Origin of the sequence: Streptomyces umbrinus, assembly GCF_030817415.1 — a bacterium.
Classification (GTDB): domain Bacteria; phylum Actinomycetota; class Actinomycetes; order Streptomycetales; family Streptomycetaceae; genus Streptomyces; species Streptomyces umbrinus_A.
Genome location: NZ_JAUSZI010000002.1, coordinates 5,052,044 through 5,078,076, shown reverse-complemented (window position 1 = coordinate 5,078,076; position 26,033 = coordinate 5,052,044). Strand labels below are relative to the sequence as shown.

Below are 26,033 nucleotides of genomic sequence, written 5' to 3'. Positions count from 1 at the left end.
CGCCCTCTGGACCGGCGCATGCCCCACCTGCCACCGCGACATACCCACACCCATATCAACCTGACCAGGCACTACTAGGGGGCTGGGGGCTGCGGGAGCCGCCCAGTGGACGGGCGGAAGGATCAACCGTTCGGGCGACTACCCTGGAAGGTCGATCGATCCCCCTTGTCAGGAGTGCGATGGCCGTCAATCTGGTCAATGTCGAGGCAGTCAGCAAGGTGTACGGAACCCGTGCGCTGCTCGACGGAGTCTCCCTCGGCGTGTCCGAGGGCGACCGGATCGGGGTGGTCGGCCGCAACGGTGACGGCAAGACCACGCTGATCCGGATGCTCGCCAAGCTGGAGGAGGCCGACACCGGCCGGGTCACGCACTCCGGCGGGCTGCACCTCGGTGTGCTCACCCAGCACGACTCCCTCGACCCCGAGGCCACCGTCCGTCACGAGGTCATCCGGGACATGGCCGACCACGAGTGGGCGGGCAACGCCAAGATCAGGGACGTACTCACCGGGCTGTTCGGCGGGCTCGACCTGCCGGGCTTCCCGCAGGGGCTCGACACCGTGATCGGACCGCTCTCCGGCGGTGAGCGGCGGCGGATCGCGCTGGCCAAGCTGCTCATCGAGGAGCAGGACCTGATCATCCTCGACGAGCCCACCAACCACCTGGACGTGGAAGGGATCTCCTGGCTCGCCCAGCATCTGAGCCGGCGCCGGTCCGCGCTCGTCTGCGTCACCCACGACCGGTGGTTCCTCGACCAGGTCTGCACCAGCATGTGGGACGTGCAGAAGGGCGATGTGTACGAGTACGAGGGCGGCTACACCGACTACGTATTCGCCCGGGCCGAGCGGGAGCGCATCGCCGCCACCGAGGAGGTCAAGCGGCAGAACCTCGTCCGCAAGGAGCTGGCCTGGCTGCGGCGCGGGGCGCCCGCCCGTACGTCCAAGCCGCGCTTCCGTGTCGAGGCCGCCAACGAGCTGATCGCCGATGTGCCGCCGCCGCGGGACAGCAGCGAGCTGATGAAGTTCGCCTCGACCCGGCTCGGCAAGACCGTCTTCGACCTGAAGGACGTCACCGTCCAGGCCGGGCCCAAGGTGCTTCTCAAGCATCTGACCTGGCAGCTCGGACCGGGGGACCGGATCGGTCTCGTCGGTGTGAACGGCGCGGGCAAGACCTCGCTGCTGCGGGCCATGAGGGACGCCGCGCTGTCCGAGGGCGAGACACAGCCCGCCGCCGGACGGGTCGCGGTCGGCAGGACCGTCAAGCTCGCCTACCTGTCCCAGGAGGTCGCCGAGCTCGACCCGGCCCTGCGGGTGCTGCAGGCCGTCCAGGCCGTGCGCGACCGCGTGGACCTCGGCAAGGGCCGCGAGATGACCGCGGGCCAGCTCTGCGAGACCTTCGGCTTCAACAAGGAGAAGCAGTGGACGCCGGTCGGGGACCTGAGCGGCGGTGAGCGCCGACGGCTCCAGTTGCTGCGGCTGCTGATGGACGAGCCGAACGTCCTCTTCCTCGACGAGCCGACGAACGACCTCGACATCGAGACCCTCACGCAGCTGGAGGACGTCCTCGACGGCTGGCCCGGCTCGATGATCGTGATCTCCCACGACCGGTTCTTCATCGAGCGCACGACGGACCGGGTGTTCGCGCTCCTCGGTGACGCGACCCTGCGGATGCTGCCGCGCGGGATCGACGAGTACCTGGAGCGGCGCCACAAGATGGAGGAGGCCGCGGCGGCCGCGGTCCCCGCGCCCGTCCAGTCGGCCGAGAAGCCCGGTGTCTCCGCCGCCGACGCACGCGCCGCGAAGAAGGAACTCCAGAAGATCGAGCGGCAGCTGGACAAGATCTCCGACAAGGAGAGCCGACTGCACACCCAAATCGCCGACAATGCCACGGACTTCGAGAAGGTGGCGAAAATGGACGCCGACCTGCGCGAACTGGCCACTGAGCGCGAGGAGTTGGAAATGCGTTGGCTGGAGCTCGCAGACGACGCGTGAAGGCTGCGTGAAGGAGCATAACGAGGGCATCACGGGCCGGTCCTCCCTTGGGAACAGGGGAGGAACCGGCCCCTTGTTCGAGCGCGTCATGGTGATAGAAAGAGCCGTCCGAGAACACTCTTGGGCAGTCTGACAACCACTGTGAGTGCATCGCCTAATGCGGTGCGTACTGCAGGGCATGGCTAAAAATCAGTGAAGAGGGGGAACGCGCTGATGACTCAGCCGCCCAACCAGCCGCCGCAGGGCGGATTCGGAGCGCCGCAGGGCCAGCCGCCACAGGGGCAGCCGCCGCAAGGAGGCTTCGGTCCGCCGCAGGATCCGCATGGAGCCACGCCGCCGCCCGCCCAGCCGCCGGGGACTCCGCCGCCGCCTCCGCAGGGCGCGCCGGGGACCTCGCCGCAGCCCGGATACGGATACCCGCAGCAGCCCGGTCCCTACGCCCAGCCGGGTCCGTACGGCCAGCAGCCGGGGCCCTACACCCAGCCCGGTCCGTACGGGCAGCCGCAGCAGCCGGGACCGTACGGCCAGCCCGGATACGGCTATCCGCAGCAGCCGCAGTTCCCGGGTGCGCCCGGGACACCGCCGGGCGGTGGCTCGCGCAACCCCTTCAAGGGGAAGCCCGCGGTGATCATCGGGGCGGCGCTGGCCGCGGCGCTCGTCATCGGCGGCACCGTGTGGGCCGTCTCCGGCAGCGGCGACGACTCCAAGAAGGAGCCCGTCGCCGACAAGAGCCAGGACGGCAAGGCCTCGGAATCCGGCGCCCCGGTCAACCCCGGTGACGGCGACGGCGACGGCAACGCGGGCACCGAGGACCTCAACGAGGGCCGCCAGGCGGGCGAGTCGAAGGTGCTCTGGTACAAGGAGGCGCCCGACGCCCCCGGTTCGGGCGCCGACGCCCCCGGCATGTGGGTCACCGACAAGGTCGCCGTGAAGGCCGCGTACAAGCAGGTGTTCGCCTACAACGTCGACGACGGCAAGGTCGCCTGGCCCGCGGTCTCCTTCCCGGAGAAGATCTGCGCGGTGTCCCCGCAGAAGACGTCCGCGGACAAGGTCTTCGTGGCGTACAAGGAAGGCACCAAGGACACCGCCGAGTGCAACCAGGTCGTCGAACTCGACCTCGCCACCGGCAAGAAGGGCTGGACGAAGGAGATCCCGGAAGGCGACCTCTTCGACAGCGCCCTCAGTCTCAGCCTGAACATCGTCGGCGACACGCTGATGGTCGGCCGCTCCATGTCCGGCGTCGGCTACGACGTGACCAGCGGCGACAAGCTCTACGACAAGAAGAAGTACGGCGCCTCCTGCTTCCCGTCGGCGTTCACCGGCGGGGCCAAGCTGCTCGCCGTCTCGTCCTGCGGGGCCGGCGGCGACGACGAGCACGACGAGGTGCAGGAACTCGACCCGGCCACCGGCAAGGCCAAGTGGACCAAGAAGTTCCCCAAGGGCTGGCGTGTGGAGCGGACGTACTCCGTCGACCCCGTCGTCATCTACCTCACCAACGCCGACAAGAAGCAGTGGAACGTCACCGCGCTGAAGAACGACGGCTCGGTCCGCTCGGAGGTCGACGTCGACGAGTCGTTCGCGCCCGAGTGCGGCTGGGCGATCCTCTCGCGCGACCTCCAGGGCTGTGGTGGCGTGGCGTCCGACGCGAACACCCTCTACCTGCCGACCGAGGCGAAGAGCGGCGCCAACGAGGTCGTCGCCATCAGCCTGGAGACCGGCAAGGAGAAGTGGCGGGTCAAGTCCCCGGCGGACGAGGCGATGATGCCGATGAAGCTGGACGGCACGAACCTGATCGCCTACGTGCAGCCCTCGTACGACGCGGGCGGGCGGGTCGTCTCCATCCCGACCGGCGGCAGCTCGCACACGCCTCGGAAGCTTCTGCAGAACCCGCAGGGCACCGCGGACATCGAGGACGGCTTCTTCTCGAAGGCCGTCGACTACGTGGACGGGCGCTTCTACCTCTCCACCACTCGCCTGACGGGCAACGACGAGTCCAAGGAGAAGCTGATGCTGGCCTTCGGCAAGTGACCGGGCCGGCTCTCCCGCACGCCCCTCGCGCTCGTCCCGTCCGGCCCGTCCACGGCCACCAGACCTTCGTCCCCTTCGTATCCGAGGTACACACGTCATGAGTCAGCCGCCGCCCCCGCCGCCCAACCAGCCGCCCCAGGGAGGCGGTTTCGGCGCCCCGCAGGACCCGCCTCCGGGTGGCTTCGGTGCGCCCACCCCGCCGCCGGCCACTCCGCCCGCCGGGCCCCCGCAGCAGCCGCAGCCGGGCTACGGCTACCCGCAGACGCCGGGCCAGGCACCCCAGACCCCGCCCCCGGCCGGGCCCCCGTCGGCCCCGCCGCAGCAGCCGTACGGTTACCCGCAGGCGCCCGGCGCGCCCCAGGGTGCCCCGCAGACGCCGCCGGCCCAGCCGGGCTACGGCTACCCGGGTCAGCAGCAGCCCGGTTACGGCTACCCGGGCCAGCAGCCCCAGTACGGCTACCAGCAGCCGGGCACCATGCCGATGCAGCCGCAGGCTCCGTCGGGAGGGCGGAAGGTCAACCCGCAGGTGGCGATCATCGTCTCGGCCGTCGTGGCGATCGCGCTCATCGTCGGCGGCGGTGTCTGGTACGCGAACTCGTCCGGCAAGAGTGACGACAAGGACACCTCCGCGGGCCCCGGCGGCACCGAGGGCAAGGACGACAACAACGGCGGCGACGACGTCGGCGGCGGCGGAGGCGGCACGGAGAAGGTGCCCTCCAGCACCAGCGCCAAGCTCCTCTTCCAGCTGCCCGCGGCGGAGGTCCCCAAGAAGGACGTCTGGAGCGTCGCCGGCTCCTGGCTGACGGACAAGGTGTACGCCAAGTCGGGCGTCAGCGAGGTCATCGGCTACGACCCGGACACCGGCAAGGAGTCCTGGACGCTGCCGCTGACGGGTCTGACCTGCGCCGGTTCCCCCGAGGTCACCAAGGACGGCGTCGCCGTGGTGGTCGCCGAGGACGCCAAGCGCACCAAGGCGAACCCGTACCCGGAGTGCACCGAGGTCACCGCGTTCGACCTGAACACCGGCAAGGCGCTCTGGACGAAGTCCGTGGCCCCCAACGGCGGTGAGAAGGCCGCGTTCAAGGAAGTCAGCATCACCGGCACCACGGTCGCGGCCGGCTCCGGCCTCAACGGCGGCGCCGCCTTCGACATCAGCAACGGCAAGATCCTCTGGCAGCCGAAGGTCGGCACCTGCGAGGACGTCGGCTACGCGGGCGGCGAGCAGCTCGTCGCGGTCCGCAAGTGCGGCGACTACGGCAACGAGAAGTACGAGGTCCAGCTGCTCGACCCGAAGTCGGGCACCGTCAAGTGGAGCTACAAGCTCCCCGCGGGCATCGACAACGCCAAGGTCATCTCCACCAAGCCGGTCGTCTTCGGGGTGGACTCCGGCGAGATCACCGCGTCCGGCGCGACGGACGTCTTCTCGCTGGACGACAGCGGCAAGCTGCGCACCAAGATCACGCTGGAGGACGGCAAGTACGAGCACGACTGCGGTGTGAACAAGGTCCACAACTGCCGTTCCATCGCGGTCGGCAACGACCGGCTGTACGTGCCGACCAAGCAGCACGAGGGCGCCGAGCAGTACTCCCGGGTCAACGAGATCGTGTCCTTCTCGCTGGCCACCGGCAAGCCCACGAGCGACCGGGCCGACGCGGGCGACGGCTACGAGATCCTGCCGATCCGGATGGACGGCGGCAACGTCCTCGCGTTCAAGAACGGCCCGTACGACAAGGGTTCCCAGGTCGTCTCCCTCGACGGCAAGACCTTCAAGGAGACCAAGCTCCTGGAGACCCCGGCCGAGGCGCAGATCCGCAGCGCGATCAGCAGCATCGTCCCGAGCAGCTCGGAGATGCGGTACACCGGCGGCCGGCTCTTCATGGCGCAGGAGCTGATCAGCGCGCCGTACTCCGCGGACGACAAGGAGTACGCGGCGATCGGCTTCGGCGCCAAGTAGGCATGTAGGCGTCCGGCGGCTGCCCGAGGTCTTCGAGTGATCTCGGGCAGGCCGTACGCCGATCAGGCGTTCGCCTGTCGATCACGACTCCGTCCCTGCTCAGGGGTGGGGTCGTTCTCGTACGGCCCATCGCTCGCGAATGCGAGGAATTTCGGAAATCCGGGGCACTTCTCTCCAGTAGGGGAAGCGCAACGTCGAACAAGCGTGTAGCTTCCGGGGGATGGAGAGCCGGGGGGCTCCTATCCATGGGGTACCAGTGGGGATCCTGGGGGGACTGGGGGGTTGGGCTCGATGGGAGTGCGGCTCATGGTGGTCGACGACCACCGACTGCTCGCCGAGGCGTTGGCCTCGGCCTTGAAGCTGCGCGGACACCGTGTGCTGGCCGCGGCCGCGCCTGCCGCGGGAGCGGCGGAGCTGGTGATCACAAGGGCGCCGGAGGTGTGCCTGATCGGCACGGCGACGCCCGCCGAACCGGGGATATTCGACCCGGTGGTGAGGATCAAGCGGGAGCGGCCGCAGGTCGCGGTGCTGGTCCTCGGACCGGTGCCCAACCCGCGCGGAATCGCCGCGGCGTTCGCCGCCGGGGCGTCCGGATACGTACGGCACGACGAGCGGATAGAGGGTGTCGAGCGGGCCATCATGAAGGCCAGGGCGGGGGAGGCGGCCGTGGCGCCGCAGCTTCTGCAGGGCGCCTTCAGCGAACTGCTCAACCCGGCCGCGCAGCCTGACGACGAGGGCCAGCGGCTTCTCCAGATGCTGACGCCGAGAGAGGTCGAGGTGCTGGTGAGGGTGGCCGACGGCGAGGACACGCGGCTCATCGCGGCCGGCATGGGCATAGCGCCGAGCACGGCACGGACCCATGTACAGCGCGTACTGATGAAGCTGGGCGTCGGCTCCCGGCTGGAGGCGGCCGCGCTCGCCGCCCGTACGGGGCTGCTGGACCGCGCGGGGCCGATTCAGCACCCGGCGTCGGACGCGGGGTCCGAGGTCTAGCCCCGGGCCGGTACACGAGTACGGGGCCGGAGTCGCGTGGTGCGGCTCCGGCCCGTACCTGCGCCAGCCGTGCCCGGCGGTTACTCGGCGGGTCGCTCGGTGTCCAGGTCCGGTGGGGGCGGTGCCGTCGGGCGCAGCCACAGCCAGGCCAGGAAGAACAGGCCGAGCGCCAGCATGCCGAGGCCCGTCCAGAGGTTGATGTTGACGTCCTGGGCCTTGGCGATGTCGGCGTCGGACTCGGTGATGCCGGCGATCGTGACGATGATCCCGTAGACGACGAACAGGCCGCCGATGATGCGGCGGATGTCGAACAGGCGGGCCGCGGTGGCGGACTTGCCCTGCAGTTCGGTGACTTCGCGCTGGAGATCGCGGTCGGAATACCCAGAGTGCTCGGGCATGGGTGATCAGGCCTCCGGTCGTCAGAAGGAGAAGGGGATGTAGCAGGCGGCGGCCAGGATGATCGCGCCCCAGCCGAGCAGGGCCGGCTTGCGGTACCAGGCGTCGTCGCCCTTGGCCGGCGGCTCCTCCATGCCGGGCGAGCTGGTCCCGTACACCAGCCCCTGGAGTTCCTCCGCCGGCTTCGGCGCGGTGAAGAGCGAGACGGCGAACATGACCACCGCGCCGGCCACGAACCCGGCGATCGCGGAGACGAAGTTGGCGCCCTGGTCGGAGGGGATGCCGATGATGTCCTGCTTGTAGAGGACGAAGTAGTTGATCATCGCGGCCGTGGTGCCCGCGAGCAGGCCCCAGAAGCCGGACTTCATGGACGCGCGCTTCCAGAACATGCCGATGATGAAGACGACGAACATCGGCACGTTGAAGAAGGAGAACAGCGTCTGGAGGTAGCTCATGATGTTCGAGAAGGAGGAGGCGAGGAACGCCGTGCCGATCGACGCCATGACGCCGATCGCCGTGATGAGACGCCCGAAGCGCACGTAGTACGTGTCCTCCTCGTCGCGCTTCACGTACTTCTGCCAGATGTCCGTCGTGAAGACGGTGTTGAAGGACGAGATGTTGGCCGCCATGCCCGCCATGAAGGCCGCCAGCAGACCGGTCACCGCGATGCCGAGGACGCCGTTGGGCAGCAGGTCCTCCATCAGGTACGGGATCGCGTCGTTGTACTGGAGGTCCGACCCGGAGGTCCCGATCTTCGGCACGAGCACGGCCGCGACGAGCCCCGGGATCATCACCAGGAAGACGATGAAGATCTTCGGGAACGCGGCGATGAGCGGGGTGCGCTGGGCGGCGGAGAGGTTCTTGGCGGAGAGCGCGCGCTGCACCTCGGCGAAGTTGGTCGTCCAGTAGCCGAAGGACAGCACGAAGCCGAGGCCGAGCACGATGGTGAGCCAGTTGGCGCCGAGCGGGTTGTCGCTGCCGATGCCGGTGCCGCCCCACGCGGTGGTGAAGTCGGCGCCGTGGGACGCGGTCAGGGAGTCGGTCAGACCGTCCCAGCCGCCGACCTTCTTCAGCCCGAGCACCGAGAGCGGGATCAGCGCGGCGAGGATCACGAAGAACTGCAGCACCTCGTTGTAGATCGCGGACGACAGACCGCCGAGGGTGATGTAGCCGAGCACGAAGAAGCCCGCGACGACGATCGACACCCACTGCGGCCAGCCGAGCAGCGCCTCGACGACGATGGCGAGCGCGTAGAGGTTCACCCCGGCGATGAGGATCGCGGCGAACGCGAACAGGATCGAACTGAGCAGATGCGCCCCCCTGTCGAAGCGCAGCAGCAGGAACTCGGGGACGGACCTGACCTTCGAGCCGTAGTAGAAGGGCATCATCACCAGGCCCAGGAAGACCATGGCGGGGATGGCGCCGATCCAGTACCAGTGCACGGTGTAGACGCCGTACTGGGCGCTGTTGGCGGCCATGCCGAGGATCTCGGTCGCGCCCAGGTTGGCGGCGATGAACGCCAGACCGGTCACCCAGGCGGGCAGCGAACGCCCGGACAGGAAGAAGTCGAGGCTGGTCTTCACCGAGCGGCGGGCCGCGAAGCCGATGCCGAGCACGACGACGAAGTAGATCGCCAGGATCGTGTAGTCGAGCCAGTTGGTGGGGAGCCGCAGCTCGGCAGCCAGGTGCACGGGCGACGTGGGGGCCGGATATGTGGGAGCTGGATATGTGGGGGTCTGCATTCAGCACTCACTTCACTTTGGTGTTCTTTGTTTGGTTGTGGTGGTGACGGCCGTGGGGATTTGTGGTTTGATGTGTTTGCTTCTGTTGAATGCTTTGATCGGGTACGGATGGGGAGTCCGGCGTGAAGAAGACCTCGACCCGGCTGGCCGACGGTCGTGAGCTCATCTACTACGACTCGCGCGACGACACGGTGCGCGACGCGGTGGACCGGCGCCCGCTCGACCGGACGGTCACCACATCGGAGGTACGCCGCGATCCGCTGCTCGGCGACGCGGTGGCCATCGCCTCCCACCGGCAGGGCCGTACGTACCATCCGCCGGCCGACGAATGCCCGCTGTGCCCCTCCGAGGGCGACCGGCTGAGCGAGATCCCGGACTCCTCGTACGACGTCGCGGTCTTCGAGAACCGCTTCCCGTCGCTGGCCGGGGACTCCGGTCGCTGCGAGGTGGTCTGCTTCACCTCGGACCACGACGCGTCCTTCGCCGATCTGACCGAGGAGCAGGCGGGACTGGTCCTGGACGCGTGGACCGACCGCACGGCCGAGCTGTCGCATCTCCCCTCCGTGGAGCAGGTGTTCTGTTTCGAGAACCGCGGCGCCGAGATCGGCGTGACGCTCGGACATCCGCACGGGCAGATTTACGCGTACCCGTTCACGACGCCTCGAACGGCCCTGATGCTGCGGTCACTTGCGGCACACAAGGAGGGGACGGGCGGCGAGAACCTCTTCGACGCCGTGCTGGAGAAGGAACTGGCCGGCGAGCGGATCGTGCTGGAGACCGAGCACTGGGTGGCCTTCGTGCCGTACGCCGCGCACTGGCCGTACGAGGTGCACCTCTACCCGCGCCGCCGCGTGCCGGACCTGCTGGGTCTCGACGAGGGGGCACGCACAGAGTTCCCCAAGGTCTATCTGGAACTGTTGAGGCGCTTCGACCGGATCTTCGATGGGCGGGACGGAGGGAAAGAAGGTGTGGGTGAACCGCGGACGCCGTACATCTCGGCCTGGCACCAGGCGCCGTTCGGCACGCTGGAGGAGTTCGACGGTGTGGTGCGGGACGACTTCGCGCTCCACCTCGAGCTTTTCACCATCCGCCGCACTTCCGGCAAGCTGAAGTTCCTCGCGGGTTCCGAGTCCGGCATGAGTGTGTTCATCAACGACGTGCCGCCGGAGGCCGCGGCCCAGCGACTGCGAGAGGTAGCGAGTTCATGAGTGGGAAGTACCTGGTCACCGGCGGCGCGGGCTATGTGGGCAGCGTGGTCGCCCGGCATCTGCTGGAGGCGGGCCACGAGGTGACCGTCCTCGACAACCTCTCCACCGGCTTCCGCGAGGGCGTCCCGGCGGGCGCCGAGTTCATCGAGGGCGACATCCGCGACGCCGCCAAGTGGCTGGACTCCTCTTTCGACGCCGTGCTCCACTTCGCCGCGTTCTCGCAGGTCGGCGAGTCGGTCGTGAAGCCCGAGAAGTACTGGGACAACAACGTCGGCGGCACGATGGCCCTGCTGGCGGCCATGCGCTCGGCGGGCGTCCGCAAGCTGGTCTTCTCCTCCACGGCGGCGACGTACGGCGAGCCGGAGACCACCCCGATCGTCGAGTCCGCCCCGACGTCCCCGACCAACCCGTACGGCGCCTCCAAGCTCGCCGTCGACCACATGATCACCGGCGAGGCGGCCGCGCACGGACTGGCGGCGGTGTCGCTGCGCTACTTCAACGTGGCGGGCGCGTACGGCGCGAGCGGCGAGCGGCACGACCCCGAGTCGCACCTCATCCCACTGGTCCTCCAGGTTGCCCAGGGCCGCCGCGAGGCGATCTCCGTCTACGGCGACGACTATCCGACCCCGGACGGCACCTGCATCCGCGACTACATCCACGTCGCGGACCTGGCGGAGGCCCACCTGCTGGCCGTGGCCGCGGCGCAGCCGGGCGAGCACCTGATCTGCAACCTCGGCAACGGCAACGGGTTCTCGGTCCGCGAGGTCATCGAGACCGTCCGTCAGGTGACCGGACACCCGATCCCCGAGGTCGCGGCCCCGCGCCGCGCCGGGGACCCGGCCGTCCTCGTCGCCTCCGCGGCCGCGGCCCGCGAGCGTCTCGGCTGGAACCCGTCCCGCGCGGATCTCGCGGGGATCGTCGCGGACGCGTGGGAGTTCGCGCAGAACATCGCGCAGCAGAGCATCGCGAAGTCGAAGGAGAGCTAGTGGGGGCACAGCAGGTACGAGAAGGCTTCGAAGCGCTCTTCGGGGCGGCCCCCGACGGCGTCTGGGCGGCACCCGGCCGGGTCAACCTCATCGGTGAGTACACGGACTTCAACGAGGGCTTCGTGATGCCGCTCGCGCTGCCGCACACGGCGGTGGCGGCGGTCTCGCGCCGCGACGACGGCGTACTGCGCATCCACTCGGCCGACATCGAGGGCCCGGTCGTCGAACTGCACGTCGACGAACTGGCGCCGCTGACGAACACGAGCTGGGCCGCCTACCCGGCGGGGGTCGTCTGGGTGCTGCGCGAGGCCGGCCACGCCGTCACCGGCGCGGACATCCACCTCGCCTCCACGGTCCCGACGGGCGCCGGCCTGTCGTCCTCGGCCGCGCTGGAGGTGGTCACCGCCCTGGCGCTGAACGACCTGTTCGACCTGGGGCTGTCCGGGCCCGAGCTGGCCCGGGTCTCCCAGCGCGCGGAGAACGACTTCGTGGGCGTGCCCTGCGGAATCATGGACCAGACGGCGTCCGCCTGTTCCACGGAGGGCCACGCCCTCCACCTCGACTGCCGTGACCTGTCCATCCGCCAGGTCCCCTTCGACCTGCCGGCCCACGGGCTTCGGCTCCTCGTGGTCGACACCCGTGTGAAGCACGCGCTGGGCGACGGGGAGTACGCGGAGCGGCGGGAGGGCTGCGAGGAGGGGGCGCGGCTGCTCGGGGTCCCGTTCCTGCGGGATGTCCGGTACGAGGACCTGGAGGCGTCCCTCGCCCGTCTGTCGGACGAGCGGGTCCGTCGCTACGTACGCCATGTCGTGTCGGACGACCACCGGGTCGATGAGGTCATCGCCCTGCTGGACGCGGGGGATGTGCGTGGCATCGGCCCGATCCTCACGGCCGGTCATGCCTCGCTGCGCGACGATCTGCGGATCTCCTGCCCGGAGCTGGATCTGGTGGTCGCCACGGCGAACGAGGCGGGGGCGCTTGGCGCTCGCATGACGGGGGGTGGCTTCGGCGGCTCGGCGATCGTGTTGGTGGAGTCCGCCGACGCCGACACGATCACCAAGGCGGTGGAGGAGGCGTTCGCGGCGGCGGGCTTCACGGCGCCCAGGGTGTTCCCCGCGGTGCCGTCGGAGGGCGCCCGCCGCCTGTCCTGACCACGGCCTTTTCTCGCCCCCGCCGCCCCTACCCATTCCCGTCCATCTGGGGCTCCGCCCCAGACCCCGTGGGGTGTGTTGTCGGGTGCGGGTGCGTTGTGGCTGGTCGCGCAGTTCCCCGCGCCCCTGAAGACCTAAGGGGCGCGGGGAACTGCGCAGTCTTTTGGGGGTTCGGGGGCGGAGCCCCTGAGTTAGTGACGATGGGGGTCCCCCCGCTCGAGCGAAGCCGAGAGTGGGGGAGGGTAGGGGCGGCGGGGGCGAAAAATGCCTTGGGTCAGGGGAGGTGCTTCGTCAGGGTGTACTCCGTGATCCCCGGGGGATAGTCCGGGATCTCGCACACCACCTCGTAGCCCCGTTTGCGGTAGAAGACCGGGGCCTGGAAGTCCCACGTCTCCAGGCGGGAGTTGCGGCAACCACGGGACGTACGGGCCAGATGTTCCGCATGGGACAGCAGATGCGAGCCGAGGCCGCCGCCCCGGTGACGCTCGTCGACCCAGAGATACGTCACGTGCAGCCACCCCGCCCACGTGTGCCCGACCAGACCCCCCGCGACCCCACCGGCCGGATCCAACGCCCAGACCTGGAGCGGAACTTCCCGTTCACCAGGGGTTCCGCGCAGAGAACGCAGCACGGGAGACGCAGAGATGTTCGCGTCCCGTAGCCGTGAACGCAGGAATTGACTACGCTCTTTGTCGACTTCTGTCTCAATACGAAACATACGGCTCACCATAAACGCGCTGGCCAATCAGTTCTGCAAATCACCTTCCGCTCCTGCTGCCCGGCCGTACTCTGATGAGCAGCACCGGTGGGGGCCGGTGCTGATCAGGGGGCGAGACAGTCGGGTACGACGCCCGGAGTGGGGGTAGCAGTCCAGCACGGCGGCGGCCGTGCGGCTGCGGCACCCCGTTTTCCGAGCGTAGGAGTTCGGGATCTCCGGGCGCCGTATCTGCGCCGGCCGTCCCCCGAGCAGTGGGGGTTTCAGTGGTTCGCATCCGTGTCCTGGTCGTCGACGACCACCGTATCTTCGCCGAGTCGCTCGCCGCCGCCCTGGCCGCCGAGCCCGATGTCGACGTGTCCGCGGCCGGCAGCGGCCCGGCCGCGCTGCGCTGCATGGAGCGTGCGGCCGCCGAAGGCCGCAGATTCGACGTGCTCCTCGTCGACGCCGACCTGGGCGGCAACGTGCCGGGCGCCCGCCCGGCCGTACCCGTCCACGACAACAACGAAGAGGGCCTGGTCGACGGCATCTCGCTGGTCGCGGGCGTCCGTTCGGGCCAGCCCAGCGTCCGTACGGTCGTGCTCGCCGAGAAGGACGACCCGCGTCGCGCGGCGCTCGCCCTGCAGGCCGGTGCCTCGGGCTGGGTCGCCAAGGACTGCTCGCTGTCGCGGCTGCTCACCGTCATACGGGGCGTGCTGCGGGACGAGACGCATCTGCCGCCCGCGCTGCTCACCGGCGTCCTGCGTGAGCTGACCGCCGCGCGGAAACACCGTACGGAGAGCGAGCGGCTGGTGGAGTCGCTGACTCCGCGGGAGCGGGAAGTGCTGCGGTGCATGGTCGCGGGGCTGGGGCGCAAGGCCGTCGCCGAGCGGCTGTTCCTCTCGCCGCACACGGTCCGTACGCACATGCAGAACGTGCTGGGGAAGCTCGGCGTGCACTCCACCCTCGCCGCCGTTGCGCTCGCGCGCCGGGCCGGGGTCGGGCCTGTCGACCTAGCCGGGGATGTTGTCGAACGGGGCGGTCAACTGGCGTAGCAGCCCCGCGAGTTCGCCGCGCTGGGCCCTGCTGAGTTCCGCCAGGATCGCGCGCTCCTGGTCGAGGAGTCCGGCCAGCGCCTGGTCCGCGCGGTCGCGGCCGTCCTCGGTGAGACGTACGAGTACGCCGCGGCGGTCGCTGGGGTCGGGGAGACGCTCGACCAGGCCCTTTTTCGCCAGCCGGTCGATGCGGTTCGTCATCGTGCCCGAGGTGACGAGCGTCTGGGTGAGCAGCTGGCCGGGGGAGAGCTGGTACGGGGTTCCTGCGCGCCTCAGCGCCGTCAGGACGTCGAACTCCCAGGGCTCCAGGGCGTGCTCGGCGAACGCGATCCGGCGTGCGCGGTCCAGGTGCCTGGCGAGCCTGCTCACGCGGCTGAGTACCTCGAGCGGTTCCACGTCGAGGTCAGGGCGCTCCCGGCGCCACGCAGCGACCAGCCGATCGACCTCGTCCTCCATGGCGATCAGTGTAGTGGTTGTGTCGACATGAAGTCTCTTGACGTGAAGTCTCTTGACGTCGAGAGAGTTGCGGTGTGAGGCTGGGGTTTCTTCGGGACGTCGGATGCGGCGTCGGTCGTGACTTCGAGGAGGCCCTCATGCCTACCACCCCCACTTGGGACCCGGGCCAGTATCTGCGCCATGCGGAGCATCGGGCCCGGCCTTTCGCCGAGCTTCTCGACCGGGTGCCGGCGCTGCCCGGCGAGCCGGCCCGCGTCGCCGATCTGGGCTGCGGGCCCGGCAACGTGACCGTGCAGCTGGCCGAGCGGTGGCCTGGCGCGTGCATCACGGGGTACGACAACTCCGCGGAGATGCTGGCCAGGACGGGCGAGCACGCGGGGCCCACGGCGGGGGGCGGGCGGCTGGACTTCGCCCACGCGGATCTCACGGACTGGGCGCCGACGGAGACGTACGACCTGATCGTCTCGAACGCGGCGCTGCAGTGGGTGCCGGGGCATCTGGACGCCTTGCCCGGCTGGGTCGACGCGGTGGCCCCCGGTGGGACCTTTGCCTTCCAGGTCCCGAACAACATTGATGCGCCTCTGCATGTGCTGATGCGTGAGCTCGCCGGGTCGGCTCGGTGGAAGGGGCGCCTCGACGGCGTCCTTCGCGAGACGGACTCCGTTCATCCGCCGCTCCTGTATCTGGACCGGCTGGCCCGTCTGGGATGCGCGGTGGACGTCTGGGAGACGACCTACATGCAGCTCCTGGAGGGCGAGGATCCGGTGCTCGACTGGTCCAAGGGCACGGGCTTGCGGCCCGCTCTCACCGCCCTCGCGGACGACCAGGAGGCGCGGGTCGCCTTCGTCGAGGAGTACCGCGACCTGCTCCGCAAGGCCTACCCGGCTGCTCCGTACGGGACGGTGCTTCCGTTTCGGCGGCTGTTTGTGGTGGCTCGGAAGGGCTAGGTGTTTTGGGGTGGGCCTCGTGCGCCTGCCGGCCGTGGGTGGGGCGGGGCCGTGCCGGTATGTCCAGCCCGCCGCGGCGGGGCGTACTGCCCCGTGTAGTGGGGTGGGCGCTGTTGCGGGAGCCGTATGCGGCGGGCTGTGACATACCGGCACGGCCCCGCCCGGTTGTACGGCGGCTGCGGGTGGCGGGGATTGAGGCGTAGGCGGCCCGCCTCGCCGCATGAGGGGCGGCGGTGAGCTGCCGGGCCACCGCCGCTTCTACTCCGAGGATCCGGTGGGCAATCGGCTGGAGTTCCTGGAGCCGACCCTCAGGGCGTGCGGCCCAGGTGGGTGATGAGGATGCGGATCACGCTGTCGTCGATCAGGTAGAGGACGCGGTAATTGTCGACGCGAAGGCGCCGGATGTTGGGGCCGTAAGCGGTGGAGTTGGAGGGGCGCGGGACTTTGGCGAGCTCGTCGACGGTTTCGTAGACGGCGGCGAGCCCCGTGGGGTCGTCCTTGAGGAACCGCACGGCCGCGTTCGTGGCGCTCGGCTCCCAGATGATGCGATAGGTCACGGACGCAGCCCCAGAATGCGCCCGACTTCCTCGTGAGGGATGCCCTCTTCGAGGCTGCCCTCGGCCTTGCGCCGCTGGTAGTCGGCGACCGCGAGGGCGTCTTCGAGATCCTCTATCACCTGGGGAGAGACCAGTAGCGCGGCCACGTGACCGTGGTCAGTGAGGGCGATGGTCTCGCGGCCGTGAGCGGCCCGGCGGACCAGATCGCCGAGCTGGGAACGAGCCGCGCTGATCGCAATCTCAGTCATGGACACATAGGTACCACAAGGTTGACCTTGCGGTCGCTTGATTCAACTCTTTCGGGCGGAAGATGCGTGGACCCGCGCATTCCCGGCGTAGAGCCTGCTACGACTTCCGGCGCCCTATCAGGCGGGGCTTGGCTTCCAGGCCGTCCAGGCCGTGCCAGGCCAGGTTCACGAGATGGGCGGCCACCTCGGCCTTCTTCGGGCGGCGGACGTCGAGCCACCACTGGCCGGTGAGGGCGACCATGCCGACCAGGGCCTGGGCGTAGAGAGGGGCGAGCTTCGGGTCGAAGCCGCGGCGTTTGAACTCGCGGCCCAGGATGTCCTCCACCTGTGTCGCGATGTCCGAGATCAGGGATGCGAAGGAGCCCGTGGACTGGGGGATGGGGGAGTCGCGGACCAGGATGCGGAAGCCGTCCGTGTACTCCTCGATGTAGTCGAGGAGGGCGAACGCTGCCTGCTCGCACAGTTCGCGTGGGTGGCCTGCTGTCAGTGAGCTTGTTACGCCGTCCAGTAGGCGGCGCATCTCGCGGTCCACCACCACCGCGTACAGGCCTTCCTTGCCGCCGAAGTGCTCGTAGACCACCGGTTTGGAGACGCCGGCCTTTGCCGCGATCTCCTCCACCGATGTCGCTTCGAAGCCCTTCTGGGCGAAGAGGGTGCGGCCGATCTCCAGCAACTGGGCCCGCCGCTCCGCACCGGTCATCCGGGTGCGGCGGGCGCGCCGCGGCTTTTCATTGCTGGGTGTGCTGGAGTCGGCCACGCCGTCAATCATGCCGGTTCGGCGGCCTCCGCCTTGCGTCGGGAGCCTTTCCCGTCCGGGTTGCGGCGGGAATCGATACGCGAGCGTGACGGCCAGCGCACGTCGTACGCCCAGCCGAGCAGTTCGAACCAGCGGATGAGGCGGGCCGAGGAATCCACCTGGCCGCGCTCGACGCCGTGCCGGGCGGAGGTGGGATCGGCGTGGTGGAGGTTGTGCCACGACTCGCCGCAGGAGAGGATCGCCAGCCACCACACGTTGCCCGAGCGGTCACGCGACTTGAAGGGGCGCTTGCCCACCGCGTGGCAGATCGAGTTGATCGACCAGGTGACGTGGTGCAGCAGCGCCACCCGGACGAGCGAGCCCCAGAAGAAGCCCGTGAACGCGCCCCACCAGGACATCGTCACCAGGCCGCCGATCAGCGCCGGGAGCATGAGGGAGAGCCCGGCCCAGAGGAGGAACTGGCGCGAGATCGTGCGGATCGCCTTGTCCTTGATCAGGTCCGGCGCGTACTTGTCCTGCGGCGTCTGCTCCTCGTCGAACATCCAGGCGATGTGGGCCCACCACAGGCCCTTCATCAGCGCCGGGACCGTCTCGCCGAAGCGCCACGGCGAGTGGGGGTCGCCCTCGGCGTCGGAGAACTTGTGGTGTTTGCGGTGGTCGGCCACCCAGCGGACCAGCGGCCCCTCGACCGCCATCGAGCCGGCGATCGCGAGGGCGATGCGCAGCGGGCGCTTCGCCTTGAAGGCGCCGTGGGTGAAGTACCGGTGGAAGCCGATCGTGATGCCGTGGCAGCCGAGGTAGTAGAAGAACACCAGCAGGCCGAGGTCGAGCCAGCTCACGCCCCAGCCCCAGGCCAGCGGCACTGCCGCGAGGACCGCGAGGAAGGGGACGGTGATGAAGAGGAGAAGGGTGATCTGCTCGATCGAGCGCTTCTGCTCGCCGCCCAGCGTGGCGGAGCGGAGTGCGGTGTCGTCGTTGTTCGCCTCGGGGGCGTCATCGATCACATCGGAACTCGTGGTCATGGGAGCGTCCCCTGTGGGGTCGAGGGTTGTGAGAGTGGCCGGTAATCGCGCCTGCCGGGTTACCGGAAACCGCGCCTACGGTTCCGTAACCTACGGCGTCGTAAGTATGGCAGTGCCTCGCCCGGCGGCAAGAGCCCGAGAGACTGCGCGTCCGTATGGACACCTATCCTTAAGGTCGGTCGGACAGCGCGGTCCGCTCTGTTTCATTCCCGGATGCCCCGTCGCCGATGCGCGCCCGCCGCCCAGGTGACGGGTTCCCCTCCAGACGAGCTTCAACACTGCAAGGAGCCGCACCTGTGAGCAGTGCCGACGACCAGACCACGACAACCAGCAGTGAGCTGCGCGCCGACATCCGCCGCCTGGGCGATCTGCTGGGCGAGACCCTCGTACGTCAGGAGGGGCCCGAGCTTCTGGAACTGGTCGAGAAGGTCCGCCGCCTCACCCGCGAGGACGGTGAAGCCGCAGCCGAGCTGCTGCGCGGCACGGAACTGGAGACCGCGGCCAAGCTGGTCCGCGCCTTCTCGACCTACTTCCACCTGGCCAACGTCACCGAGCAGGTGCACCGAGGCCGCGAGCTGCGCGCCAGGCGGGCCGCCGAGGGCGGACTGCTCGCCCGCACGGCGGACCGGCTCAAGGACGCCGACCCCGAGCACCTGCGCGCGACCGTGCAGCACCTGAACGTTCGCCCGGTCTTCACGGCGCACCCCACCGAGGCGGCCAGGCGCTCCGTCCTCAACAAGCTGCGCCGGATCGCCGCCCTGCTGGAGACGCCCGTCATCGAGGCGGACCGGCGTCGCTACGACACCCGTCTGGCCGAGAACATCGACCTCGTCTGGCAGACGGACGAGCTGCGCGTGGTGCGTCCCGAGCCCGCCGACGAGGCCCGCAACGCCATCTACTACCTGGACGAGCTGCACGCCGGCGCCGTCGGGGACGTGCTGGAGGACCTGACCGCGGAGCTGGAGCGCGTCGGGGTCACGCTGCCCGATGAGACCCGGCCCCTCACCTTCGGTACCTGGATCGGCGGCGACCGCGACGGCAACCCGAACGTGACCCCGCAGGTCACCTGGGACGTCCTGATCCTCCAGCACGAGCACGGCATCAACGACGCGCTGGAGCTGATCGACGAGCTGCGCGGCTTCCTGTCGAACTCCATCCGCTACACCGGGGCCACCGAAGAGCTCCTGGATTCCCTGCGGGCCGACTTGGAGCTGCTTCCGGAGATCAGCCCCCGCTACAAGCGCCTCAACGCCGAGGAGCCCTACCGGCTCAAGGCCACCTGCATCCGGCAGAAGCTGGAGAACACCAAGCAGCGCCTCGCCAAGGGCACCCCGCACGAGGACGGCCGGGACTACCTCGGCACAGCCGAGCTGCTCCAGGACCTGACCCTCGTCCAGAGTTCGCTGCGCGAGCACCGGGGCGCGCTGTTCGCCGACGGCCGCATGAACCGTACGATCCGCACGCTCGCCGCCTTCGGCCTCCAGCTCGCCACCATGGACGTACGGGAACACGCGGACGCCCACCACCAGGCGCTCGGGCAGCTCTTCGACCGGCTCGGCGAGGAGTCGTGGCGGTACGAGGACATGCCGCGCGAGTACCGGCACAAGCTGCTCGCCAAGGAGCTGCGGTCCCGGCGGCCGCTCGGGCCCACCCCGGCACCGCTGGACGCGGCCGGCGAGAAGACCCTCGGTGTCTTCGAGACCGTGAAGCGGGCCCTCGGGGTGTTCGGACCCGAGGTGATCGAGTCGTACATCATCTCGATGTGCCAGGGCGCGGACGACGTGTTCGCCGCGGCGGTGCTGGCCCGCGAGGCCGGGCTGATCGATCTGCACGCCGGCTGGGCGAAGATCGGCATCGTGCCGCTGCTGGAGACGACGGACGAGCTCAAGGCCGCGGACACGATCCTGGAGGACATGCTGTCCGACCCGTCCTACCGGCGGCTCGTGGCGCTGCGGGGTGACGTGCAGGAGGTCATGCTCGGGTACTCCGACTCGTCGAAGTTCGGCGGCATCACGACCTCGCAGTGGGAGATCCACCGGGCGCAGCGGCGACTGCGTGACGTGGCCCATCGGTACGGTGTGCGGCTGCGCCTCTTCCACGGCCGTGGCGGCACGGTGGGGCGTGGCGGCGGTCCGTCCCACGACGCGATCCTCGCGCAGCCCTGGGGCACGCTGGAGGGCGAGATCAAGGTGACCGAGCAGGGCGAGGTCATCTCCGACAAGTACCTCGTGCCGTCGCTGGCGCGGGAGAACCTGGAACTCACGGTCGCGGCCACGCTGCAGGCCTCGGCCCTGCACACCGCGCCGCGCCAGTCCGACGAGGCACTGGCCCGCTGGGACGCGGCCATGGACGTGGTCAGCGACGCCGCCCACGCGGCCTACCGCAGGCTGGTCGAGGACCCGGACCTTCCGACGTACTTCCTCGCCTCCACGCCGGTGGACCAGCTCGCCGACCTGCACCTGGGCTCGCGGCCCTCCCGCCGCCCCGGCTCGGGCGTCTCGCTCGACGGTCTGCGCGCCATCCCGTGGGTGTTCGGCTGGACCCAGTCCCGGCAGATCGTGCCCGGCTGGTTCGGTGTCGGCTCCGGTCTGAAGGCGCTGCGCGAGGCCGGTCTGGACAGCGTGCTGGAGGAGATGCACGAGCAGTGGCACTTCTTCCGCAACTTCCTCTCCAACGTCGAGATGACGCTGGCGAAGACGGATCTGCGGATCGCCGGGCACTACGTCGACACGCTCGTCCCGGACGAGCTGAAGCACGTCTTCGAGAGCATCCGGGCCGAGCACGAGCTGACCGTGCGCGAGGTGCTGCGCATCACCGGTGAGCCGGGGCTTCTGGATGCCCACCCGGTGCTGAAGCAGACCTTCACCATCCGGGATGCCTACCTTGACCCGATCTCCTACCTTCAGGTCGCTCTGCTGAAGCGGCAGCGTGATGCGGCTGCCGCCGGTGAGGAGCCGGATCCGCTGCTGTCCCGGGCTCTGCTTCTGACGGTCAACGGGGTTGCGGCCGGGCTGCGCAACACCGGCTGACCGCCGGGAAGAGCTCCGTTGGGAGCCGCCTTGTGTTGTCTGCGGGCGCGTGGGGGCTGGTCGCGCAGTTCCCCGCGCCCCTTTGGGGCGCCTCTTGGGGCGCGGGACTGTTTTCCAGGCCTCAGAGGGTTATGAAGGCCGCCGTGAGCAGTGTCAGGCCCGCGCCGCCGAAGGCCCAGGCGAGGCGGGGCAGGCGCAGGCCGCCCGCTACCACCATCGAGGCGAGCAGCAGCGCGCCGCCGAGCGGGGCCCAGGCGTAGAGGAGGCCGCCGGTGCCCGTGCGTACGACCTCGTCGCTGCCGGGCTTCACGGCGACCGTGTAGGTGCGGCCCTTGTCGACCGCGACCTCGCTGTCGAGGACGACCCGGTCGCGGGCGGTGGACCCGTCCGACAGCGGCCGGTACGGACCCGTGCAGCGGTCGTCGGCACATCGCGCGACCGTCATCGTGCCGCGCTCACGGCCCTTGGTGAGCATCACGTGCTGGGCGGTGCCCCAGGAGGCCCAGACGCCCGCGATCAGGATCAGCGCCGCGACCGTACCCATCGCCGCGAGCTGCCCGAACCGGAGCGCCACGACCGCGTTCTGACGGGAGGCGAGGGCAGGCATGGCGGCGATCCTTGGCCATGGCCCTGCGCTTGGTCAACTCCGGTGGGGCTCCGTGGGGGGACAAGTCCCGCGTTGTACGGACCTTTTGTCGCGGACCTCTCGTACGGTCTCGGCGACCTGGCCGGAAAGCTCTCAGGAGTTGTACGTCGACTGGGCCCGCTCCAGGCCCTCGATCACGAGAGCCTCCACCGCGTCCGACGCACGGTCCACGAAGTAGTCCAGCTCCTTGCGCTCCGCCGCGGAGAAGTCCTTCAGGACGAAGTCGGCCACCTGCATGCGGCCCGGCGGGCGGCCGATGCCGAAACGGACGCGGTGGTAGTCCGGGCCCATCGACTTGGTCATCGACTTCAGGCCGTTGTGGCCGTTGTCGCCGCCGCCGAGCTTCAGCCGCAGCACGCCGTAGTCGATGTCGAGTTCGTCGTGGACGGCGACGATGTTCGCCGTCGGCACCTTGTAGAAGTCGCGCAGCGCCGTGACCGGGCCGCCCGACAGGTTCATGTACGACATCGGCTTGGCCAGGATCACCCGGCGGTTCGCCGGTCCCGGCGGGCCGATACGGCCCTCGATCACCTGGGCCTGCGCCTTGCCGGCCCGCTTGAACTTCCCGCCGATCCGCTCGGCGAGGAGGTCGGCCACCATGAAGCCCACGTTGTGGCGGTTCCTGGCGTACTCGGGGCCGGGGTTGCCGAGCCCCACGATGAGCCAGGGGGCGCCTGGTTCCGTGGTCACGTCCGTGTCTCCCATGGGTCCTCGGTCGGCGGGCTGTCCGGATCAGGGACACGCACCGGCCGCCGCCCCCTCGGGAGCGGCGGCCGGTGCACGGTGATCCGGTGCGGGATCAGGCCTCGGCGGCCTCGTCGGCCGCGGCTTCCTCGGTGGGCTCCTCCGCCTGGGCGGCCAGGACCTGGAGCACGACGGCGTCCTCGTCGATGACCAGCGTGGTGCCCTCGGGGAGCGGGATGTCCTTGGCGGAGATGGAGGCACCGGCCTCCAGGCCCGCGATGGACACGGTGACCGACTCGGGGATGTGCGTGGCCTCGGCCTCGACCGTCAGCGTGCTCAGCACGTGCTCGAGCAGGAAGGCGCCCGGGGCCAGCTCGCCCTCGGTGTGGACGTAGACCTCGACGGTGACCTTCTCGCCGCGCTTCACGGTGAGCAGGTCGACGTGCTCCAGGAAGCCCTTGATGGCGTCGCGCTGGACGGCCTTCGGGATCGCCAGCTCGGTCTTGCCCTCGATGTCCAGGGTGAGCAGGACGTTCGGGGTACGCAGGGCGAGCTGGAGCTCGTGGCCCGGGAGCGTGATGTGGACGGGGTCGGCGCCGTGGCCGTAGACGACCGCGGGAACCTTGTTCTCACGGCGGATGCGGCGGGCGGCACCCTTGCCGAACTCGGTGCGGGTCTCGGCGGCGAGCTTGACGTCGGCCATGGTCACTCCTCGTAGAACAGTTGGGGAAGGTGGTCACCCGGCCAAAACATCGGCCTGCTACGAAGAGCGCGTCGATAACGGACCGCCGCACCAAAGAGTGCGGCCTCCCTCGCCGAGCAACTGTGACAGCTTACGGGGCGGGGAGGCCGTACAAGAAATCGATCTACGCGGCCCGCGGGACCGGTGGACCTGCTTCCTGTCTACTCGTCGAACAGGCTGGTCACCGAGCCGTCCTCGAAGACCTCGCGCACCGCGTTGGCGATCGTCGGCGCGATCGACAGCACGGTGATCTTGTCGAGTTCCAGCTCGCCCGGGGTGGGCAGGGTGTCCGTGAAGATGAACTCGCTGACCTTGGAGTTCATCAGCCGGTCGGCGGCCGGACCGGAGAGCACACCGTGCGTGGCCGTCACGATGACGTCCTCCGCGCCGTGCGCGAACAGCGCGTCCGCGGCGGCGCAGATCGTGCCACCGGTGTCGATCATGTCGTCGACCAGGACACAGACCCGGCCCTCGACGTCACCGACGACCTCGTGGACCGTGACCTGGTTCGCGACGTCCTTGTCGCGGCGCTTGTGCACGATCGCGAGGGGCGCGCCCAGGCGGTCGCACCAGCGGTCGGCCACGCGCACGCGGCCGGCGTCCGGCGAGACGACCGTGAGCTTGGAGCGGTCCACCTTGTGGCCCACGTAGTCCGCGAGCAGCGGCAGCGAGAACAGATGATCCACGGGACCGTCGAAGAATCCCTGGATCTGGTCGGTGTGCAGATCGACCGTCAGGAGACGGTCGGCGCCGGCCGTCTTCATCATGTCGGCGATCAGACGGGCCGAGATGGGTTCACGTCCGCGGTGCTTCTTGTCCTGCCGGGCGTAACCGTAGAACGGCATGATCACGGTGATGCTCCGGGCGGAGGCCCGCTTCAGAGCATCGATCATGATGAGCTGCTCCATGATCCATTTGTTGATCGGAGCGGTGTGGCTCTGGATGAGGAAGCAGTCGGCGCCGCGGGCCGACTCCTCGTAGCGGACGTAGATCTCGCCGTTGGCGAAGTCGAAGGCCTTCGTCGGGACGACCCCGACACCCAGCTGGTGGGCGACCTCCTCGGCAAGCTCGGGGTGGGCGCGGCCGGAGAAGAACATCATCTTCTTCTCGCCGGTCGTCTTGATCCCGGTCACAGCACTGTCTCCTCAGAGGTGTCTCAGCTGGATGTTGAGATGTGTTCTCAGATGCGGTCCCAGCTGGGTGTGCGGGTGTGCATCTATCACGGTACGCCGAGTCCGACCCACCGCTTTCCGGTCAGCTTTCGTCGGCCGACTCCCGGGCAGCCGCCTCCGCCGCCTTCGCGGCCGCGCTTCCGGGGCGCTTGCGGGCCACCCAGCCCTCGATATTCCGCTGCTGGCCCCGGGCGACGGCCAGTGAACCGGCCGGCACGTCCTTCGTGATGACGGAGCCCGCGGCGGTGTAGGAACCGTCCCCGACCGTGACAGGCGCCACAAACATGTTGTCCGAACCCGTCTTGCAGTGCGACCCGACCGTGGTGTGGTGCTTGGCCTCGCCGTCGTAGTTCACGAAGACGCTCGCGGCGCCGATGTTCGTGTACTCGCCGATCGTCGCGTCGCCCACGTACGAGAGGTGCGGCACCTTCGTTCCCTCGCCGATCGTGGAGTTCTTCGTCTCCACGTACGTACCCACCTTGGACTTCAGCCCGAGGCGGGTGCCGGGGCGGAGATACGCGTACGGACCCACGCTCGCCTGGGGGCCGACCTCGGCGCCGTTGGAGACCGTGTTGTCGATCCGGGCGCCCGCGCCCACCCTGGTGTCCTTCAGGCGGGAGTTGGGGCCGACCTCGGCGCCCTCGGCGAGGTGTGTGGCGCCCTGGAGCTGGGTGCCGGGGTGCACGGTCGCGTCCTGCTCGAAGGTGACGGTGACGTCGATCCAGGTGGTGGCCGGGTCGACGACGGTGACGCCGGCGAGCATCGCCCGCTCCAGCAGCCGGTCGTTGAGGATGCGGCGGGCCTCGGAGAGCTGGACGCGGTTGTTGATGCCGGCGATCTCGCGGTGGTCGCCCGCCACGGAGGCGCCGACGCGGTGCCCGGCCTCGCGGAGGATGCCGAGGACGTCGGTGAGGTACTCCTCGCCCTGGCTGTTGTCGGTGCGGACCTTGCCGAGCGCGTCCGCGAGGAGCTGTCCGTCGAAGGCGAAGACACCGGAGTTGATCTCGCGGATCGCGCGCTGGGACTCCGAGGCGTCCTTGTGCTCGACGATCGCGGTGACCGCGCCGGAGACGCCGTCGCGCACGATGCGGCCGTAGCCGGTGGCGTCCGGGACCTCGGCGGTGAGCACGGTGACCGCGTTGCCGTCGGTGGTGTGGTTGGAGGCGAGGTCGCGCAGGGTTCCGCCGCTGAGGAGGGGCGTGTCCCCGCAGACGACCACGACGGTTCCGTCGATGCCGCCGCCCAGCTCCTCCAGGGCCATCCGCACGGCGTGACCCGTGCCGTTCTGCTCGGCCTGCACGGCGGTCCGTACACCCGGAGCGGTGTCGGTGAGGTGCGCGGTGACCTTCTCGCGGGCGTGGCCCACGACGACCACCAGATGCTCGGGCTCCAACTCGCGTGCGGCGGCGAGTACATGGCCGACGAGAGAACGGCCACAGATGTCGTGCAGGACCTTGGGCGTGGCCGACTTCATACGGGTGCCCTCACCCGCTGCAAGAACGACGACGGCTGCCGGGCGGTTGGCGCTCACGGGGATGCCCTTCGGCTTCGGATGGCTGGGGTGCCTTTGGGGAGTGG

General features: G+C 69.5%; 23 protein-coding genes and 1 pseudogene. 11 read left to right on the top strand and 13 right to left on the bottom strand.

Features of this window, described 5'->3' with window-relative positions:
* The first annotated feature begins 179 nt into the window (after positions 1-179).
* The 4 genes from QF035_RS22070 to QF035_RS22055 all read left to right on the top strand — a co-directional run bounded on the left by QF035_RS22070 (position 180) and on the right by QF035_RS22055 (position 6,963).
* A complete protein-coding gene (locus QF035_RS22070) occupies positions 180-1,988 on the top strand; it encodes an ABC-F family ATP-binding cassette domain-containing protein (protein ID WP_307522188.1) in 1,809 nt (602 codons plus the stop codon).
* A 213-nt stretch (positions 1,989-2,201) separates the two neighbouring features.
* On the top strand, positions 2,202-4,016 hold the full coding sequence (locus tag QF035_RS22065) for an outer membrane protein assembly factor BamB family protein (RefSeq protein WP_307522186.1): 1,815 nt from the start codon (positions 2,202-2,204) through the stop codon (positions 4,014-4,016).
* A gap of 97 nt (positions 4,017-4,113) precedes the next feature.
* Complete coding sequence (locus QF035_RS22060; protein WP_307522185.1) at positions 4,114-5,970, top strand: outer membrane protein assembly factor BamB family protein; 1,857 nt, start codon at positions 4,114-4,116, stop codon at positions 5,968-5,970.
* 291 nt (positions 5,971-6,261) lie between these two features.
* Entirely contained in the window at positions 6,262-6,963 is a 702-nt protein-coding gene (locus QF035_RS22055) for a helix-turn-helix transcriptional regulator (RefSeq protein ID WP_307522184.1), read from the top strand.
* A gap of 80 nt (positions 6,964-7,043) precedes the next feature.
* Here the strand turns inward: QF035_RS22055 and QF035_RS22050 are convergent, their stop codons facing one another.
* Positions 7,044-7,361, bottom strand: a complete 318-nt coding sequence (locus QF035_RS22050) for a hypothetical protein (RefSeq protein ID WP_307522182.1) — start codon at positions 7,359-7,361, stop codon at positions 7,044-7,046.
* Positions 7,362-7,382: 21 nt separating this feature from the next.
* Entirely contained in the window at positions 7,383-9,101 is a 1,719-nt protein-coding gene (locus QF035_RS22045) for a sodium:solute symporter family protein (protein WP_307522181.1), read from the bottom strand.
* A gap of 122 nt (positions 9,102-9,223) precedes the next feature.
* Here QF035_RS22045 and galT point away from each other — a divergent pair, with 122 nt between their 5' ends.
* From galT to galK, 3 genes are read left to right on the top strand one after another with little or no spacing between them, the layout of a single operon-like run.
* Positions 9,224-10,309, top strand: a complete 1,086-nt coding sequence (gene galT, locus QF035_RS22040; RefSeq protein ID WP_307522179.1) for a galactose-1-phosphate uridylyltransferase — start codon at positions 9,224-9,226, stop codon at positions 10,307-10,309.
* On the top strand, positions 10,306-11,295 hold the full coding sequence (gene galE, locus QF035_RS22035; protein WP_307522178.1) for a UDP-glucose 4-epimerase GalE: 990 nt from the start codon (positions 10,306-10,308) through the stop codon (positions 11,293-11,295). The genes galT and galE overlap by 4 nt, the downstream gene beginning before the upstream one ends.
* Positions 11,295-12,446 (top strand): galactokinase, encoded by a 1,152-nt coding sequence (galK, locus tag QF035_RS22030; protein ID WP_307522177.1) that lies wholly within the window; start codon positions 11,295-11,297, stop codon positions 12,444-12,446. The genes galE and galK overlap by 1 nt, the downstream gene beginning before the upstream one ends.
* Before the next feature lie 274 nt (positions 12,447-12,720).
* On the opposite strand, the gene QF035_RS22025 is transcribed toward galK, so the two are convergent.
* The gene (locus QF035_RS22025) at positions 12,721-13,176 is read right to left on the bottom strand and encodes a GNAT family N-acetyltransferase (RefSeq protein WP_307531323.1); all 456 of its coding nucleotides are present in this window, start codon (positions 13,174-13,176) and stop codon (positions 12,721-12,723) included.
* Between the two features lie 251 nt (positions 13,177-13,427).
* Here QF035_RS22025 and QF035_RS22020 point away from each other — a divergent pair, with 251 nt between their 5' ends.
* A complete protein-coding gene (locus tag QF035_RS22020; RefSeq protein ID WP_307522175.1) occupies positions 13,428-14,195 on the top strand; it encodes a LuxR C-terminal-related transcriptional regulator in 768 nt (255 codons plus the stop codon).
* Here the strand turns inward: QF035_RS22020 and QF035_RS22015 are convergent.
* Entirely contained in the window at positions 14,154-14,651 is a 498-nt protein-coding gene (locus QF035_RS22015; RefSeq protein ID WP_055617964.1) for a MarR family winged helix-turn-helix transcriptional regulator, read from the bottom strand. The two genes, QF035_RS22020 and QF035_RS22015, sit on opposite strands and share 42 nt — an antisense overlap.
* A gap of 137 nt (positions 14,652-14,788) precedes the next feature.
* On the opposite strand from QF035_RS22015, the gene QF035_RS22010 reads away from it, so the two are divergent.
* Both QF035_RS22010 and QF035_RS55810 read left to right on the top strand, forming a co-directional pair.
* Positions 14,789-15,598 (top strand): trans-aconitate 2-methyltransferase, encoded by an 810-nt coding sequence (locus tag QF035_RS22010; RefSeq protein ID WP_307522174.1) that lies wholly within the window; start codon positions 14,789-14,791, stop codon positions 15,596-15,598.
* Between the two features lie 235 nt (positions 15,599-15,833).
* Positions 15,834-15,932, top strand: a pseudogene (locus tag QF035_RS55810) (glyoxalase); the annotation flags it as partial.
* Here the strand turns inward: QF035_RS55810 and QF035_RS22000 are convergent.
* The 4 genes from QF035_RS22000 to QF035_RS21985 form a co-directional block, all read right to left on the bottom strand.
* On the bottom strand, positions 15,907-16,155 hold the full coding sequence (locus QF035_RS22000) for a type II toxin-antitoxin system RelE family toxin (RefSeq protein WP_307522173.1): 249 nt from the start codon (positions 16,153-16,155) through the stop codon (positions 15,907-15,909). The pseudogene QF035_RS55810 and the gene QF035_RS22000 overlap by 26 nt on opposite strands.
* The gene (locus QF035_RS21995; protein ID WP_307522171.1) at positions 16,152-16,403 is read right to left on the bottom strand and encodes a type II toxin-antitoxin system Phd/YefM family antitoxin; all 252 of its coding nucleotides are present in this window, start codon (positions 16,401-16,403) and stop codon (positions 16,152-16,154) included. The genes QF035_RS22000 and QF035_RS21995 overlap by 4 nt, the downstream gene beginning before the upstream one ends.
* A 97-nt stretch (positions 16,404-16,500) precedes the next feature.
* Positions 16,501-17,172, bottom strand: coding sequence for a TetR/AcrR family transcriptional regulator (locus tag QF035_RS21990; RefSeq protein ID WP_055617961.1), 672 nt, complete (start codon positions 17,170-17,172; stop codon positions 16,501-16,503).
* The gene (locus tag QF035_RS21985; protein WP_307522170.1) at positions 17,169-18,182 is read right to left on the bottom strand and encodes an acyl-CoA desaturase; all 1,014 of its coding nucleotides are present in this window, start codon (positions 18,180-18,182) and stop codon (positions 17,169-17,171) included. The genes QF035_RS21990 and QF035_RS21985 overlap by 4 nt, the downstream gene beginning before the upstream one ends.
* A gap of 296 nt (positions 18,183-18,478) precedes the next feature.
* Between QF035_RS21985 and ppc the strand changes: the two genes are divergently transcribed.
* The gene (gene ppc / locus QF035_RS21980) at positions 18,479-21,211 is read left to right on the top strand and encodes a phosphoenolpyruvate carboxylase (RefSeq protein WP_307522169.1); all 2,733 of its coding nucleotides are present in this window, start codon (positions 18,479-18,481) and stop codon (positions 21,209-21,211) included.
* 121 nt (positions 21,212-21,332) lie between these two features.
* On the opposite strand, the gene QF035_RS21975 is transcribed toward ppc, so the two are convergent.
* The 5 genes from QF035_RS21975 to glmU all read right to left on the bottom strand — a co-directional run bounded on the left by QF035_RS21975 (position 21,333) and on the right by glmU (position 25,986).
* Positions 21,333-21,818 carry a hypothetical protein gene (locus QF035_RS21975; protein WP_307522167.1) on the bottom strand — a complete coding sequence of 162 codons (486 nt, stop codon included), beginning with the start codon at positions 21,816-21,818 and terminating at the stop codon, positions 21,333-21,335.
* Between the two features lie 132 nt (positions 21,819-21,950).
* A complete protein-coding gene (gene pth, locus QF035_RS21970) occupies positions 21,951-22,562 on the bottom strand; it encodes an aminoacyl-tRNA hydrolase (protein WP_189837104.1) in 612 nt (203 codons plus the stop codon).
* A 94-nt stretch (positions 22,563-22,656) separates the two neighbouring features.
* Complete coding sequence (locus tag QF035_RS21965) at positions 22,657-23,244, bottom strand: 50S ribosomal protein L25/general stress protein Ctc (protein ID WP_307522165.1); 588 nt, start codon at positions 23,242-23,244, stop codon at positions 22,657-22,659.
* A gap of 200 nt (positions 23,245-23,444) precedes the next feature.
* Positions 23,445-24,416 carry a ribose-phosphate diphosphokinase gene (locus QF035_RS21960; RefSeq protein WP_307522163.1) on the bottom strand — a complete coding sequence of 324 codons (972 nt, stop codon included), beginning with the start codon at positions 24,414-24,416 and terminating at the stop codon, positions 23,445-23,447.
* Between the two features lie 121 nt (positions 24,417-24,537).
* Positions 24,538-25,986: a bifunctional UDP-N-acetylglucosamine diphosphorylase/glucosamine-1-phosphate N-acetyltransferase GlmU gene (glmU, locus tag QF035_RS21955; RefSeq protein WP_307522162.1), complete on the bottom strand. Its 1,449-nt coding sequence runs from the start codon at positions 25,984-25,986 to the stop codon at positions 24,538-24,540.
* Between the last annotated feature and the right edge of the window lie 47 nt (positions 25,987-26,033).